13 protein-coding genes are annotated in these 15,233 nt (G+C 67.0%); 2 read left to right on the top strand and 11 right to left on the bottom strand.

Annotated elements, in window-relative coordinates; all coding sequences use genetic code 11:
* The first annotated feature begins 2 nt into the window (after nucleotides 1–2).
* Nucleotides 3–374: a response regulator gene (locus ACERNI_RS00695; RefSeq protein ID WP_191319026.1), complete on the top strand. Its 372-nt coding sequence runs from the start codon at nucleotides 3–5 to the stop codon at nucleotides 372–374.
* A 559-nt stretch (nucleotides 375–933) separates the two neighbouring features.
* Complete coding sequence (locus ACERNI_RS00700) at nucleotides 934–1,149, top strand: hypothetical protein (protein WP_448831360.1); 216 nt, start codon at nucleotides 934–936, stop codon at nucleotides 1,147–1,149.
* Nucleotides 1,150–1,192: 43 nt separating this feature from the next.
* Here the strand turns inward: ACERNI_RS00700 and ACERNI_RS00705 are convergent, their stop codons facing one another.
* From ACERNI_RS00705 to ACERNI_RS00755, 11 genes are all read right to left on the bottom strand, one after another.
* Nucleotides 1,193–1,561: a YARHG domain-containing protein gene (locus ACERNI_RS00705; protein ID WP_448831361.1), complete on the bottom strand. Its 369-nt coding sequence runs from the start codon at nucleotides 1,559–1,561 to the stop codon at nucleotides 1,193–1,195.
* Between the two features lie 518 nt (nucleotides 1,562–2,079).
* Entirely contained in the window at nucleotides 2,080–2,247 is a 168-nt protein-coding gene (gene rpmG, locus ACERNI_RS00710; RefSeq protein WP_132005784.1) for a 50S ribosomal protein L33, read from the bottom strand.
* Nucleotides 2,248–2,474: 227 nt separating this feature from the next.
* Nucleotides 2,475–3,677 (bottom strand): MFS transporter, encoded by a 1,203-nt coding sequence (locus tag ACERNI_RS00715; RefSeq protein ID WP_448831362.1) that lies wholly within the window; start codon nucleotides 3,675–3,677, stop codon nucleotides 2,475–2,477.
* The gene (locus ACERNI_RS00720) at nucleotides 3,674–4,438 is read right to left on the bottom strand and encodes an NUDIX hydrolase (protein ID WP_448831363.1); all 765 of its coding nucleotides are present in this window, start codon (nucleotides 4,436–4,438) and stop codon (nucleotides 3,674–3,676) included. The genes ACERNI_RS00715 and ACERNI_RS00720 overlap by 4 nt, the downstream gene beginning before the upstream one ends.
* A 99-nt stretch (nucleotides 4,439–4,537) precedes the next feature.
* On the bottom strand, nucleotides 4,538–4,996 hold the full coding sequence (locus ACERNI_RS00725; protein WP_448831364.1) for a DUF983 domain-containing protein: 459 nt from the start codon (nucleotides 4,994–4,996) through the stop codon (nucleotides 4,538–4,540).
* A 201-nt stretch (nucleotides 4,997–5,197) separates the two neighbouring features.
* The gene (rnr, locus tag ACERNI_RS00730) at nucleotides 5,198–7,561 is read right to left on the bottom strand and encodes a ribonuclease R (RefSeq protein ID WP_448831783.1); all 2,364 of its coding nucleotides are present in this window, start codon (nucleotides 7,559–7,561) and stop codon (nucleotides 5,198–5,200) included.
* A 445-nt stretch (nucleotides 7,562–8,006) separates the two neighbouring features.
* Nucleotides 8,007–8,663 (bottom strand): hypothetical protein, encoded by a 657-nt coding sequence (locus ACERNI_RS00735; RefSeq protein ID WP_448831365.1) that lies wholly within the window; start codon nucleotides 8,661–8,663, stop codon nucleotides 8,007–8,009.
* Nucleotides 8,664–8,670: 7 nt separating this feature from the next.
* The gene (locus tag ACERNI_RS00740; protein ID WP_448831366.1) at nucleotides 8,671–9,639 is read right to left on the bottom strand and encodes an ABC transporter substrate-binding protein; all 969 of its coding nucleotides are present in this window, start codon (nucleotides 9,637–9,639) and stop codon (nucleotides 8,671–8,673) included.
* 218 nt (nucleotides 9,640–9,857) lie between these two features.
* Complete coding sequence (locus tag ACERNI_RS00745; protein ID WP_448831367.1) at nucleotides 9,858–10,172, bottom strand: DUF1971 domain-containing protein; 315 nt, start codon at nucleotides 10,170–10,172, stop codon at nucleotides 9,858–9,860.
* A gap of 215 nt (nucleotides 10,173–10,387) precedes the next feature.
* On the bottom strand, nucleotides 10,388–13,204 hold the full coding sequence (topA, locus tag ACERNI_RS00750) for a type I DNA topoisomerase (RefSeq protein WP_448831368.1): 2,817 nt from the start codon (nucleotides 13,202–13,204) through the stop codon (nucleotides 10,388–10,390).
* A gap of 280 nt (nucleotides 13,205–13,484) precedes the next feature.
* Entirely contained in the window at nucleotides 13,485–15,173 is a 1,689-nt protein-coding gene (locus ACERNI_RS00755) for an acyl-CoA dehydrogenase family protein (RefSeq protein ID WP_448831369.1), read from the bottom strand.
* Nucleotides 15,174–15,233 lie beyond the last annotated feature (60 nt).

Genomic DNA, 15,233 nt, shown 5'->3' on the forward strand with positions numbered 1-15,233 from the left:
GGATGAGCAAGACCATACTCATTGTCGAGGATAATGAGCTGAACATGAAGCTCTTTGGCGATCTGCTGGAGGCGCATGGCTACCAGACGCTGAAGACGGCCCAGGGATCCGAAGCCCTGGAGCTGGCGCGCGCCCACCGGCCCGATCTGATCCTGATGGACATCCAGTTGCCGGATGTCTCCGGACTGGAGGTGACGCGCTGGATCAAGGAAGATCCGGCGCTGCGGCATATCCCGGTTATCGCCGTCACCGCCTTCGCCATGAAGGGAGATGAGGAGCGCATTCGCGAGGGCGGCTGCGAGGGCTATTTGTCCAAGCCGATCTCCGTCGGCAAGTTTCTCGAAGCAGTGCAGAATTACGCCGGGCCAGCCTGAACGGGCAGGCCGCGGGCGGGCGCCAAAACCGGGGTGGCGTCCGATTCGTCGTTGCATTCCGCGCGCGACGCATTAGGGTGTGGACAAGCGTGACAGGCGGCGGGATGCCGGCTGGCGCACGCACGAAACAGCCCGGCGATGCTCAGGTCCGCCGCATCTCCTGGACGTCACGGGCTCAGGCCGGGATGGAAGCGACGCGCCTTTGGCCAGCTTCCTCCCGGCCGCTCTTTTTTCAACGCATGGTTTCCGTTTTGTGGACGGCGCCGGGCCTGTACACGGCTCTGTTGCCGCGTGCGGCCGCGCGCCGGTCCGCCGCGACAAACGGCTCGCCCCGCCCGGTCCATATCGGCGCGCTCCCGCTTCTCCCGCTGTTCGCGCGCTGGTTTGCCGCGCGCTTTCGGGGCTGCAACCGACCCGCTGCAAGTTGCGGGCGAAAGATCAATCGCCTCGCCGGAATTGTCCCCGGAAGCCGGTGGCTATCGTAATTCACGGTTAACCGGCCCATGGCGAAATGATGACGCGAACGCTTCGATTCGCGCGTATCACCCGGATGAGTATCATGGGCAATGTCGTACAGTTCCGCATGCGGCCGCGGTTCGAGAATTCTGTCATCGACAACGACGAGGACATCGATCTGATGACGGCGCTCGACGTGGCGATCCGCGATTTGCGCGATATTGCCGGAATGTGCGACCGGCCCGAAGCCCGCGAGCAGGCCAACGCCTGCCTCAGCATGCTGGAGCGGGCCTATGCGGAGGCCGCCCAGGCCTGGTGATCCCCCCGAAGGTCTGGCGCGGCCGGGGGGGCTGCGCGCCTGTTCAGGGCGTGCAGCCAAGGCCGAGTTCAGCGGCGCGGATTTCGTTGATGCGCATCCGCTGCACATGACTGAGCGGTACGTCGGCCTCGTTGTCATACTGGCAGCCGGCGTTGCCGAAGGTTGTGATGGCGCGTCGGGTTTTGAAGCAATAGCCGGCGCCCTTGTAAATCTCGTTCCGCTCCGTCCAGAGATCGGTGCAGGCGCCGCCCTGGACCCGTAGCGCCGGCGCGCGCGTCGCCGCCGAAATGGCCGGGTGGGCCGCCAGGCCATTGGCCGCCGCCAAGGCCGGGGCCAGCAATGTCGCCAGCGCCAGCACCGTGGCCAGGCCAGGGCCGCGTCCGGTCGCCGCCGGTTTCCCCTGCATCCTCATCCGCTCCTCCATGCCTGTATTGGCGGCGTCGCCGCGCGCCTCGCCCAGCCAGCGCCATGCCTGCGCCCGCTGTCGGGCAGGTTTACTGGATAGGGCTTCGGCGGCCAGGCGGCGATGGGCGTCCGGCCGCACCGCGTTCACAATACGGCCAGTGGCGGCGGGACGGCTCTGGTCCGATCCCGGCAAGTCCACGCCAGCAGCAGGTTTGCCTCGGTCGTAACGCTTCGCCAGCTGTCACGCTACATCGGCCGTGGCGCTGCGCAGCCGCTTCTCCGCTCCATCCGTCATGGCCGGACTTGCCCCGGTCATGACGCGGTGGCAGTGGCGGGATTCGGTGGCGGGGCGGCGGCCAGGATGCGGGCATGGCGCGGAAAGGCGAGGCGGCTGCCTGTTGGCGCGGGGCGGTCATGCACCGCGCGCAATCACCAGCGCCCATAAAAAAACCGCCCATGGCGGGCGGTTTGTCGGCGACGCGGGTGCGTCGCGGTGGGCGTCCGCAGGGAACGCCCGAAGCCGGATCACTTGATCTTGGCTTCCTTGAACTCGACGTGCTTGCGCGCAACCGGGTCGTACTTCTTGATCGCGAACTTGTCCGTCATGGTGCGGGTGTTCTTCTTGGTGACGTAGAAGTAACCGGTGTCAGCAGTGGACACGAGCTTGATCTTGATCGTAACGGCCTTGGCCATGGTCGAACCTCATCCGGCGGGCTCGATCCCGCGCCCGGCAATATAAAAAGGCCGGCGAAGCCCGGCCAGGAAGATGTGTGGGACATGCCGCATTGGCCGCTGCAAGTCAATACATATCGTATCGCCGCCGGGTTGGCGTGGGGGCCCCTTTGTGGTCTGGGCCGCCCAAATCCCTGTCATACGGGCGTTTTTCCCGTCCGCGCCGGCAATGCGTTGTGCATTGCCGCTTATCCGCCGCGGCGCGTGGCGAGCCGGCCGATGGCGAAGACGGCGTAAAGGCCGAACAGCCCGGCTATCACCACCGCGAATCCATGCGGGATAATGCGGTCGAAGCCGAATCCCACCAGTGGCGGGCCCAGCATCATGCCGAGATTGTACAGAACGATGAACGCGGCGTTGGCGCTGGCCAGATCGGCGCGGTCGGTGAACCGCGCGCCCAGATGCGCCAGGCCGACCGTGTAGAGGCCGCCGCCGACGCCGCCCCATGCCAGGAGCAGGATTTCGAGCCCCCACGGAACCCGCGTCGCCAGCGGCATGCAGGCGGAGGCGACAAGCCCGAACAGGCCAATCAGCAGCAGCAGCAACCGACGGTCCATGCGGTCGGAGATCAGGCCGATGGGGATCTGCAGCAGCATGCCGCCCAGGGCGACGAAGCTGACCAGGAACGCCGCCTGCTGCTCGGTGTAGCCAAGCCGCAGGCCATACAGGGGCAGCAGGCTGAAGCCGCCGGTTTCCACCGCGCCGAAGACGAAGGCGGCGAAGGTGGCGAGCGGCGCCGCCAGAATGAAGAAACCGACGGAATGGCTGGAGCTGTGGTCAAGCTCCGGCGTGACGTCGCGGGCGTGCAGCAGGGGCAAGAGCCCAAGCGCCATCAGCGCCGCGCCGGTGAGATAGGGGGCCCAGCCGGCGGTTCCGACCAGGCTCAGAATGAACGGCCCGGCGGCGAAGCCCAGGGAGAGGAACGTGGCGTAGACGCCCATCACCAGGCCGCGCCGGGAGGCGGGGGCGGCGGCGTTGATCCAGTATTCCGACAGCACGAACAGGGCGCCGAGCGCCGCGCTGTAGAAAAAACGCAGCACGAACCAGGCCGGCAGCCACGGCAGGGCGCGGAACGCCAGCAGCGTCAGGGCGGTGACGCCAATGGCGAGGGCGATCATGGCCCGCACGCCCAGCCCGGCTGCAAGGCGCGGCACGAAGGGCATCACCAGAATGCTGGCGAAGCCGGCCATGGCGGTGTTGAGGCCGATCATGCCGCCGGACGCGCCCATGCGCTCCATTTCGAGCGACAGCAGCGGGATCGACAGGCTGAGGCCGACGCCGATCAGCGAAACCAGCAAAATGGCGCTGGCGAGAGCGCGCAGATTGAGTGGTTCCGATGGCGGCTCGTTGGCGTCCGGGTTTGCGGGAAACGCTCCTGAAGTGCTTGTCACAGTTCCTCGCGCTGAAATCCGCCCCGCTTCGGATTGTAGAAGGGAACGGGCAATTCGTGGTGAAAGCCAAGGGCCGTGCGCTGCTCCAGCTCCTTGAGCACCACCGTGGTGATGGACGGCAGATCGAGCTGGCGCGCCTCTTCAATCTCGACCCAGACAAGCTCGGTCAGTTCGGTGTCGGCGGTGACGACGCCGTCGATGCGCTCAGCGATCTGGCTGGCGTCAACCGCGAAGAACCGCGTGTCGAAGCGCTTGGGACGCCCGGGCGGCGTGATGGCGCGGGCGATGAAGCGCAGCGGCTCCAGATCCGGCGTCACGCCATGCCCGGCGAAGTCGCTCCAGGGGCCCTGGGGCGCGCGCTTTGCCGTAACATCAAGCTTGCGGCCGAGCAGCAAGCCGGTTTCCTCGAAGGTTTCGCGAATGGCGGCCAGCGCCAGGGCGCGGCCGCGCGACACCGCGGGGCGGACGGTGCGGGTCAGCAGCTTTTCACCAACCACCGGGTGAAGATCGTTCACCGGCGTCATGAAACGGTCGTTGGTTTCAATGCGCCCGCCAGGAAACACGAATTTGCCGGGCATGAACCGATGCCCCGCGTGGCGGCGCCCCATCAGCACCTTGGGATGCGCGCCCGTGCGGTCGAGAATGATCAGGGTGGCGGCATTGCGCGGCCGGATTGTCGGAAACACCGGCTCGTTGCGCTCGCTCTCCACCAGCATCTCTTCATCGGTCATTACAGCGTTGTTCGCGGCGTTGATTGTCATGGACGTTTCTCCCTTTGTCAGGGCGCCGTCTGATGCGGCGCCAGCGCGGCCTTGCATGCGGGGGCAGGGCTCCCGCACTGGCTGCGTCTGCCGTTATGTTTACGTGTTATGAGGGACCGGGCGCGGCGGCCGGCCGGGGCCCGCCAGATGGGCGCTGTCGTCCTCACCGCCGAAACCGTGCATGCGGTTGGCCCACTGCAGGCCGACGACGGCGCCCTTCACCGGCTGCATCAGCCACAGGCCAAGGATGATGGTCAGCGCCGGCCACAGGGTCATATGCGCCCACACCGGCCATTCCATGTAAGTCTCGGCCAGCAGGATGCCCGTGCCGACCACATGGGCGACAATGGTGATGACCAGATAGGGCGGCAGATCGTCGGCGCGGTGGTGGCTCAATTCCTCGCCACACGCGGCGCAGGCCGGATTGACCTTCAGGAATTTGCCGAAGATGCGCCCCTCGCCGCAGGCGGGGCAACGGCCCGACCAGCCGCGACGCATGGCTGGCGCCGGCTCGCGCGGCGTATCGCCAGCGTAAGGGGATTGCAGTTCATAGCCCATTGGTCACTCCCGCCGGCTTGTCGCACACACTCTGTCGGAACCGTTGTAATCGCGGTTCTGGTCCGGGGAAAGGCCAGCCAGCGGTGGGCAGGACTGCGCGCTGGCATGGATGGCGCATGCTCCGGTGCGCGGTCCCGTGCGGCGCGGCTTGCACAATCGCGCGCGGATCTGGCGGCGCGCGGCGCTGGATGCGCCCGGGCGTTAGCGCTCGCGCGGCGCCCGGCTGCGCTCCAGCATGGCTTTCTTCGCCTTTTTCTGTTCAGCGAGGCGGCCTTTCAGCCCCTTCGGCGCCTTGGCGCCGGACTTGCCCTTGCCGTCTTTCTTCGCGCCAATCTTGCGGCCGGCCAGGCGCGAGCGCCCGCCGCCGCTGCGGCCCATCAGCTCGAAACGCAGGGCGCCGGCGATAGGCGCGGCTTCAGCCAGGCGCACCTCTACCTGGTCGCCGAGGCGCAGGGTGTCGCCGGTGCGGGAGCCGACCAGGGCGTGCAGCGATTCATCGTGCCGGTAGAACTCGTCGCCGATGGTGGCTGCGGGCACGAAGCCGTCGGCGCCGGTGTCGGCCAGGCGCACGAACAGGCCGGCGCGGGTGACGCCGGAGATCTGGCCCTGGAAGGTGGCGCCGATGGAGTCGGCCAGGTGGTGGGCGATCAGCCGGTCGATGGTTTCGCGCTCGGCCGCCATGGCGCGGCGCTCGGCCACCGAAATCTGCGCGGCGACTTCGTTGAGCTGCGAACGGGTAGTCGAGGCCGGCAGGCCATCGTGGCCCAGCTTGCAGACGGCGATCAGCGCCCGGTGAACGATCAGGTCGGCGTAGCGGCGGATCGGCGAGGTGAAATGGGCGTAGCGGCGCAGGTTGAGGCCGAAGTGGCCGCAATTGTCGGCGGAATATTCCGCCTGGGCCTGGGAGCGCAGCACCACTTCATTGATGAAGGTCTTGTGCCGCGTGCCGTCCACCTGGGCGAGGATGCGGTTGAACAGCTCCGGCCGCACATTGCCTGTTTTGGCCAGCTTGATGCCGATGGAAGCCATGACTTCGCCAAGGCCGCGCATCTTCTCCAGCGAGGGCTCGTCGTGGATGCGGTAGAGCAGTGGTGAACCGGTGCGCTCCAGGGTTTCCGCCGCGCAGACGTTGGCGAGGATCATGAACTCCTCGATCAGCCGGTGGGCGTCGAGGCGGGGCGGGATGATCACCCGGTCGAGCATGCCGTCGGCGTCGAGCAGCAGCTTGCGCTCCGGCAGGTCCAGCGCCAGCGGCGAGCGCTTGTCGCGCGCCTCGGCCAGCGCCGCATAGGCTGCCCACAGCGGTTTCAGCACCGGCTCCAGCAACGGGCCAGTGACCTCGTCGGTCAGGCCGTCGATGGCCGCCTGCGCCTGCTGGTAGGCCAGTTTCGCGGCCGAGCGCATCATCACCCGGTGCACCGAATGGCGCAACTTGCGGCCATGGGCGTCGATGACGATGCGCATGGCCAGGGATGGCCGGTCCTCGTGCGGTCGCAATGAACAGAGGTCGTTGGAGATGCGTTCCGGCAGCATCGGCACGACGCGGTCGGGGAAATAGACCGAATTGCCGCGCTCGCGCGCCGTGCGGTCCAGTTCGCCGCCGGGGCGCACATAGGCCGCGACGTCGGCGATGGCGACGGTGAGGACGAAGCCGCCAGGATTGTTGGGGTCGTCATCCACGGCGGCGTGTACGGCGTCGTCGTGGTCCTTGGCGTCGGCCGGGTCAATGGTGATGAGGGGCAGTTCACGCCAGTCCTCGCGGCCGCTCATGCCCAGCGGGCGGGCCGCCTCCGCCTCGGCCAGCGTCGCGGGCGAGAAGACATGCGGAATGCCATGGGCGTAGATGGCCAGCAGGCTGACCGCCTTCTCCGACGACAGCGAGCCGAGGCGCTCGCGCACCCGGGCGTGCGGCCTGGCGAAGCGGCCGATCTTCGACACGCTGACCGACACCAGATCGCCGTCCTTCGCCTCGCCGGCGTCGCCGGGGCGGATTTCCAGCAACTCCTTGCCGAGGCTTTTCTTGTCGACCGGATCAATCCAGCCGCCGCCTTCCGGCCGGGCGCGGAACACGCCGAGCGTCTGCGGATTGGCGCGGCCAATGATCTTGATGGGGCGTCCGGTATAGGCCGGGCCGCCGTCCGGCTCCGGCAGCCTGGAGACGCGCAGCAGGGCCCGATCGCCGACGCCGGGAACCGGCTGATGGCCTTTGGCCGGACGGCGCGGCAGGTTGATGATGATTTGTGGCGCTTCGTCGTCGTTGTCCCACTCCGCCGGACGGGCGATGAGTTCGCCATCGGCGTCGCGGCCGGTGATGTCCGCCAGCACCACCGGCGGCAGCCCGGCGGCGTCGTGCAGCGCGCCATGGCGGCGGTTGATGAGGCCGTCTTCCTCCAGCTCCTTCAGCAGCCGTTTCAGCCAGATGCGCTGGTCGCCGCCGATGCCGAAGGCCCGGGCGATATCGCGCTTGGCCACCTTGCCGGGGGCTGAATTGATAAAGGCGACAATGGCTTCACGGGTAGGCAGTCCAGCAGGCGCCTCGCCCTCGTCCCCGGCTTCGTCCGTCAGGTTCGCGGGGAGCGCGGCGGCGTCCGCGAGGCGCTGGGCGGTTTCCTTGCGGGCGGCGCGCGAACGGGTGGCGCGCGGCGCGGCGCGGGAGGAGGACGGGCGTTTGGAGCCGGGACGACGGGTCAAGACTTTTCCGGAGCTGGAGCATTTTCGAGGAAAGTGGACCCACTATTCCCGAGGAAAATGCATCAATACAAAAGGCTGGCGGCGCGCCGCGATCAGCAGGCGGCCTCAAGGGGCGCTGTTCCATTGTGGCGCCGGCTGCAGCCCGGCAACAGGGCGGAAGGGCGCGCGGGCGGCGCGAGCCCCTGTTTGCCATGAACCTGCGGCAAAAGCGAGACAGTCTCCCGAGGGCGTCAGGGCGTCCAGGGCGCAAGAGACGTCCAGGACGCAAGAGACGCCCAGGGCGCAAGGGACGCCCATCACTTTCAGGACGTTCAAGACGTCAGGGGCGTTCTGTGTCGCCGGCCGATTGTTCGTCAGGGCGCGGCATGTGGTGAACTGAAACCTGCGCCACTGCGAGCCGGTGAAACAGCTGCCGGCGGCGCAGGATCGGGGTCCAGTCGTAGAGGAACATTTCGGCCGGGCGCCACAACACCACCCAGCCAATGATTACCAGGCTTTCGCTGACCACCTTCGCGAACGGGTGGGTATAGTGCTGCGCCACCGCCCAGCTCAGGAACATGAACAGGCTGAGCATGGCGAAGCCGACGAGCAACGCGATCCGCCCATCCCGGAACAGGGTTTTCATCTCCCGCGCCGCGCCCGCCTCGCGGGTCCGGAACCAGCCATTGATCGCCTGCTGCAGGTCGCCGTCGCGATGCCTGTCGGTATCGGCGGACTGAAGATGCACGACGATGCTGATTGGCTGGTTCTTCGGAAGATCCTGCGCCCAGTCGAGTATGTACTGCTCGGCGTCGGGCGCCAGATCGCGTTCGCTAAAAGGAAATGGATCAAGCGTGTTGAACAGTTGCGCGCTGTCCGTCAGTCGCAACGCGATCGCGCCGTTGTTGCCTGTATGCGCCATGTCGTCCCCGGACAGGGCGAACCGGCGGACGTTGATCGCGCCAATGGCGCGCGGCGAAACCGCAGCCGCTTCCACCGGCGCCTCAGGACTGGAATGAAACGTCAAGCAACGGCGCGACGTCAATCTTTCTTTCGAAAACCCCGAAAGCCGTCGCCTGGTCGGCGGCCTGCTGCAATTCGGCGACCAGCGCGGCGTCGATCCGCGCGTTGCTGGCGCGGTTGACGTCGAAAGCCCGCAGCAGCACGTCTTCCGGCATCCCGGTTAGCCTGGAATTGTAGGCCGCATAGGCGGGTATGTTGCCGTTGATCCAGTCGATGCCCTTGCGCACCCGTCCGCGGAACGCCGCCAGCTGTTCCCGCTTCCTTGTGATGGCCGCCTGCGAGGCCACCAGCAGCATGATCGACGGCGTCAGCCCCTGGCCGTCGCGCAGCACCCGGGCGTCGGCGCGCAGCAGCACCTGGGAGATGAACGGGTCCCAGATCGCCCAGGCGTCGATGCGGCCGCCGCTGAAAGCGGGCAGCGCCTCCGGCGGCGCCATGAAGCGGATATTGACGTCCTTCGGGTCGACGCCGGCCTCCTTCAGCGCCGCCTTGATCAGAAATTCGCCCCAGCCGCCGCGGGTTCCGGCGATCGTCTTGCCGCGCAGATCCGCAACGCTGCGGATGCCGGAGCCATTGCGCACGACGATGGCCTGGCCGGCCGGGGCGTTGCGCACGGCGGCGATGGCGCGAATGGGCGCGCCGTTGCCGAACACGGTGAGCACCGAGAAGTCGCCGGTGTAGCCCACGTCCAGCGCGCCGGCATTGATGGATTCCAGGATCGGCGCGGCGCTCTGGAACTCGCTCCAGCGCAGGTCGAAGGGCAGGCCATCGCCATTGCCGGAAGCCTCGATCAGCGAACGCAGGCCGCCTTTCTGGTTGCCAATGTTGAGCTGGGACGCGCCGCCGGCCGCCGCAGGCAGGATCATGCGGTGCGACAGCGCGGCGATGCCAGCGGCGCCGCCGCCAAGGGATGCCGCGAGGCGCAGGAATGAGCGACGGTCAAATGCCATGACAGGCCCCATGATGATGGACGGCCTGCAGGTCGGCGACGGGCGGAAGTGGAGGGATCGGCACAGGAGAAATCTCCGGACAGTGAAATGCTGTCCCCACTGCCGCATATCTTTCAGTCCATAGTCAATATGCTGATATTATTATAGAAATTACTTTTCTGTTGTGAGGGCGGAATGAAAATATGCTTTCGGTTCCCCGCCATTGGCCGAAAATGTTTTCAAGGGAGGGATTCCCCGGGCTGGCCCTGACGGTAGAACGTGATGAAAAAACGGCCGGGCGTCACGAAGCTGACGCGATGTTCGACCCCGGGCTCGATGATGATCTCTTCGTCTGCGGACGCAATCACCACGGCTGTTTCGGGAGGCTCCAGGATAAACCGGACCGTTCCGGCGAGAACCCGGAGCAAGCCCCACGTTCCCGCTTTTGTGGCGTGGGCGGCCATGAGTTTTTTGGGCAGATTTACGTCTGTGAACTCAGGAGAGCGCCCATAGGGCTCCAATCCTTCCGGGAGGGCGACAGGAATTCCCGCCATGCTGTTCTCCTGGCCACGGAATGGATCAGGGCATCCGCCGCCCCAGACTGACTGGAGACTGGCTGGCGGATGCGCCAGGGCGGCCGTGCGCCGCGCCCTTGCGGGCAATATCCCATGTGAACAAGGGAACCCATAGCATTTCCTGCAAGGAAATGCGCCGCGCAGAGCGTGAGTTTTGCAGGTCGCGGATGCATCAGCATCTTCGCGACCTGGCGTCAGTCATCCCACGGAACGCCGCCGTCGCTATCCATCGCGACCTTTTTCGCGGCAGTTTTGCGGGCGGCGGGCTTCTTCGTTTCGGTGGCCGCTTCTTCAGCGGCGCCGGTCGCGCCCTTTTGGGCTGCCGGTTTTTTCGCGGCGGTCTTTTTGGCCGGGGCCTTTTTCTTTGGGGCCTCGCCCGCTTCGTCTTCGTCGTCGGTTTTCTGGGCGGCTTTCGCGGCGGCTTTCTTTGTCGTCGCCTTTTTGGCGGTCGTGGTTTTGCCGCCCGCGGCCTTGCGGGCAGGCTTCTTGCCGCCGCCGGACTCGCGCTTCTTCTTCAGCAGCTCAACGGCTTCCTCGAATGTCACCGCGTCCTGGGTCATGGTCCGGGGCAGGGTGGCGTTGGTGGTTCCGTCGGTGACGTAGGGGCCGTAACGGCCGGCCTTGACGACGATCGGCTTGCTGCTTTCCGGGTCAGTTCCCAGCTCCCGGCCAGGGTCCGCCGCGCCGCCGCGTCGGCCGCCGCCCTGTTCCTTGGCGATGATCAGGTCGATGGCGCGATTGCCGCCAATCTCCAGCACATCGTCATCGCGCCCGATATTGGCGTACATCTTGCCGTGCTGGACGTAGGGTCCGAACCGGCCAATGCCGGCAAGAATGGGCTCGCCGGTTTCCGGATGCTTCGCCACCTCGCGCGGCAGCGACAGCAGCGCAAGGGCTTTTTCCAGGTCGACCGAGCCGGCGCTGGTTCCCTTGGGCAGGCTCTGGCGTTTCGGCTTCTCGCCCTCGCCAAGCTGGGCGTAGGCGCCGAAGCGGCCGTCGCGGATGGTCACCTCAAGGCCGGTGGCCGGATCGGTTCCGAGGCTGCGCACGCCAGGGCGGCCCTCATCGCCGCCGCCGTCCTGGTCCGCGCCCTGGGCCAGCTGGCGGGTGTAACGGCATTCCGGATAATTCGAGCAGCCGATGAACGAACCGAAGCGGCCGAGCTTCAGCGACAGCTGGCCGGTTCCGCACGACGGGCAGACGCGCGGATCGACGCCGTCCTCCCGCTTCGGGAAGATGTGCGGGCCCAGATATTCGTTGAGCGCGTCGATCACCTCGGTGGTGCGCAGGCCCTTGGCGCCATCGATGGCGACAATGAAATCGCGCCAGAACTCGTTGAGCACCGCCTTCCAGTCAATTTCATGGTTGGAGACGCGGTCGAGCTGCTCCTCCAGTCCGGCGGTGAAATCATATTCCACATAACGGCGGAAGAAGTTCTCGAGGAACGCCACGACAATGCGGCCGCGATCGTCCGGAACCAGGCGCTTCTTGTCGATGCGCACGTAGTCCCGGTCCTTCAGCACCTGCAGCACCGAGGCGTAGGTGGAAGGGCGGCCGATGCCCAGCTCTTCCATGCGCTTGACGAGGCTGGCCTCGGAATAGCGCGGCGGCGGCTCGGTGAAATGCTGGCTGGCGTCGATGGCGCGCTTCTTCAGCGCTTCGCCCTGGCTCATCGGCGGCAGGCGGCGGGTGTCCTCGTCCTCATCGCCGTCGTCGCGGCCTTCCTGATACAGCTTCAGGAAGCCGTCGAACTTCACCACCTGGCCGGTGGCGCGCAGCTCAAGGTTCCGGCCGCCGGCTTTCGCGCCGATATCGACCGTGGTGCGCTCCAGCAGCGCCGATTCCATCTGGCTGGCGATGGTGCGGGTCCAGACCAGCTCGTAGAGCCGGGCCTGCTCGGCGTCCACATAACGGGCGACTTCAGACGGCTTGCGGCTGAGATCGGTCGGGCGGATGGCCTCGTGCGCCTCCTGGGCGTTCTTGGCCTTGGCCGAATATTTGCGCGGGGCCGACGGCACATAGCTGTCGCCATACATCTGGCCGATGACCTTGCGGGTCTGGGCGATGGCCTCCGGGGCCATGTCGACGCCGTCGGTTCGCATATAGGTGATGAGGCCGACGGTCTCGCCGCCAATCTCCACGCCTTCATACAGCTTCTGGGCGGCGCGCATGGTGGCGGCCGGGGCGAGGCCGAGCTTGCGCGAGGCCTCCTGCTGCAGGGTGGAGGTGGTGAAGGGCGGCCACGGATGGCGCTTCGCCGGCTTGGCCTCCACCGAGGCAACGGTGAACTGCGCCTTGTCCAGGTCGGCCTTGAAAGCCTCGGCCTCCGCGCCGGAACCGATGTCGAGGCGGGTGATTTTCTTGCCGTCGGCACCGACCAGGCGGGCTTCGAACGGCGCGTCCTTCGCCGTCGACAACTGGGCGACCAGCGACCAGTACTCGCGACTGACGAAAGTTTCGATCTCGCGCTCGCGGTCGCAGACGAGGCGCAGGGCCACCGACTGCACGCGGCCGGCCGAGCGGGCGCCCGGCAGCTTGCGCCACAGCACCGGCGACAGGTTGAAGCCAACCAGATAATCAAGGGCGCGGCGGGCAAGGTAGGCGTCGACCAGCGCCTGGTCGATGGCGCGCGGCGCCGCCATGGCCGCCTGAATGGAATCGCGGGTGATGGCGTTGAAGGTCACGCGCTCCACGTCCACGCCCTTCAGAACCTTTTTCTGGTTCAGCGCTTCCAGCACGTGCCACGAAATGGCCTCGCCTTCGCGATCCGGGTCGGTGGCGAGAATGAGCTTGTCGGCCCCTTTCACCGCTCTGGCGATGTCGGACAGGCGTTTGGCGCCCCGGTCCTCCAGCTCCCAGACCATGGCGAAGTCCTGCTCCGGATCGACGGAGCCGTCTTTCGCCGGCAGGTCGCGGATATGGCCGAACGACGCCAGGACCTCATAGTCCTTGCCCAGATATTTGTTGATTGTCTTCGCTTTCGCCGGAGACTCGACGACGACGACTTTCATGGGCTGCCACTGTCCATTGCGGTGAGGGGGCCAGCGGACGGCCCGCGCGGGGCGGGGCCGGATCGCTGGCGTGAACGCGCCGGAACGGCGGCGGGCCATTCACGAACACGGGCGGAATATGGGCGTCGCGCTGCTGTCCGGCAATTATCGATAACAGGCCAGACGGCGGCGGACATGGTCTCAGGGTCCGGATGAATGGGTCAAAGCCGGCGACCTGTCAAATCGCCGGCATCGCCCCGCCTGAACCGGAGCGCGGGTTTCGGGGGCCTGGCGCGCGCGCTCAGATCAGCGGCAGGGCCCGCTCCAGCAGTCGCGGGGCGAGATCGCTGACGTCATTGGCGCCGTAAATGCGGCGCGGCGTCGCCAGGCGGGTGCGCGCCCAGGCTTCCGCAATGGCGGCCGGGGCGGAGCGGCGAAGGGCGGCGGCGGTGGCCAGGGCGGCCAGCCGGTCCGCGGCGAAGCGGGCGCGCCATTCCGGATTGTCGCCGCGCAGGGCGTCGCCGAGTTCCTTCGCCGCCTCGGCCACGCCCGGCATACCCCTGGCCTCCTCGGCCAGCTGGCCGGCGACGGCGACCATTTCGTCGGCCTCGCGGCTGGCGGCGCGCAGCACGTCCAGCGCCATCACATTGCCGGAGCCTTCCCAGATGGCGTTCAGCGGCGCCTCGCGATAGAGGCGGGCCATCGCGCCGTCCTCCACATAGCCGTTGCCGCCAAGGCACTCGAGCGCTTCATAAATGAAGCCCGGCGCGGTCTTGCAGACGAAGAATTTGGCGGCTGGCGTCACCACGCGGGCAAACGCCGCTTCGGCGGGCATGGAGCCGCCGGCGTCGAAACTGGCGGCGAGGCGCAAGGTGAGGGCGGTGATCGCCTCCATCTCAAGCGCCAGATCGGCCAGCACCAGGGTCATCGCGGGCTGGTCCACCAGCTTTTTGCCAAAGGCCATGCGATGGCGGGCATGGTGGATGGCCTGGGCCAGCGCCATGCGCATCAGGCCGTTGGAGCCGCTGACGCAATCGAGCCGGGTGTACTGCACCATGTCGATGATGGTGCGAACGCCGCGTCCCTCATCGCCCAGGCGCCAACCGAAGGCGGCGACGAACTCCACCTCCGACGACGCGTTGGATTTGTTGCCCAGCTTGTCCTTGAGCCGCTGGAATCGCAGGCCGTTGACCGAGCCGTCCGGCCGGAATCTGGGCACAAGGAAACAGGTGAGGCCGCCGGGGGCCTGGGCGAGGACCAGGAAGGCGTCGCACATGGGCGCCGACATGAACCATTTGTGGCCGGTGATCTCGTATTCATCATCCTGCACCGGGGCGGCGGTGGTGGTGTTGGCGCGCACGTCCGTGCCGCCCTGCTTCTCGGTCATGCCCATGCCGAGGTTGACGCCGCGCTTCTCCCAGAACGGCAGGAAACGCGGATCGTACTGGCGCGAGCGCACAAAGGGCAGCCACTGGCTGAGACGCTCCGGCGATACGGCGAGGCTGGCCAGCGAGGCGTGGGTCATGGTCAGCGGGCAGACGTGACCGGCCTCGACGCCCGAAATGACGCTGAGCCGGGCCGAGCGGGCCACATGCCCCCGGTGGGTGCTGTTGGCGCCAGCGCTGCTCTTGCCGGCGATGCCCTTGCCAATGCCTCCCTCGCCCATGCGGTCCCAGGTGGAGGCGTGCAGGCCGGCCTCCATGCTGGCGGCCATCAGCGCGTGATAGGCGGGGTGAAACTCCACCTGATCGGCGCGTTCGCCCCGGGCGTTATGGGTGCGCAGCTTCGGCGGATTTTCGTTGGCGAGGCGGCCTAGCTCGAACCGCTCCGCCGCGCCCCAGGCTTCGCCAAAAGACAGCAGGCCTTCCTGCACCGGGTCCACGCCGTTTGCCGTGAGGGCGTCGAGCAGCGGCTGGTCGAGCGTCACCAGATTGACGTCAACGAAGGGCGGGGCCTGGTTGAAAACCCGGTGCGTATCATATGCCGACATGCAATGCCCCCTTTGTGCCCCCTCAGTCGTTTCGACTGCGCGCGTTTGCGTATTTTTTAC

The organism is Camelimonas sp. ID_303_24 (genome assembly GCF_053543495.1).

What these genes read in the sequence shown, in the direction of transcription:
- ACERNI_RS00695 (WP_191319026.1), top strand. Translation starts at nt 3, where the DNA reads ATGAGCAAGACCATACTCATTGTCGAGGATAATGAGCTGAACATGAAG.
- ACERNI_RS00700 (WP_448831360.1), top strand. Translation starts at nt 934, where the DNA reads ATGGGCAATGTCGTACAGTTCCGCATGCGGCCGCGGTTCGAGAATTCT.
- topA (WP_448831368.1), bottom strand. Translation starts at nt 13,204, where the DNA reads ATGAAAGTCGTCGTCGTCGAGTCTCCGGCGAAAGCGAAGACAATCAAC.
- ACERNI_RS00725 (WP_448831364.1), bottom strand. Translation starts at nt 4,996, where the DNA reads ATGGGCTATGAACTGCAATCCCCTTACGCTGGCGATACGCCGCGCGAG.
- ACERNI_RS00740 (WP_448831366.1), bottom strand. Translation starts at nt 9,639, where the DNA reads ATGGCATTTGACCGTCGCTCATTCCTGCGCCTCGCGGCATCCCTTGGC.
- ACERNI_RS00705 (WP_448831361.1), bottom strand. Translation starts at nt 1,561, where the DNA reads ATGAGGATGCAGGGGAAACCGGCGGCGACCGGACGCGGCCCTGGCCTG.
- ACERNI_RS00755 (WP_448831369.1), bottom strand. Translation starts at nt 15,173, where the DNA reads ATGTCGGCATATGATACGCACCGGGTTTTCAACCAGGCCCCGCCCTTC.
- ACERNI_RS00720 (WP_448831363.1), bottom strand. Translation starts at nt 4,438, where the DNA reads ATGACAATCAACGCCGCGAACAACGCTGTAATGACCGATGAAGAGATG.
- ACERNI_RS00745 (WP_448831367.1), bottom strand. Translation starts at nt 10,172, where the DNA reads ATGGCGGGAATTCCTGTCGCCCTCCCGGAAGGATTGGAGCCCTATGGG.
- rpmG (WP_132005784.1), bottom strand. Translation starts at nt 2,247, where the DNA reads ATGGCCAAGGCCGTTACGATCAAGATCAAGCTCGTGTCCACTGCTGAC.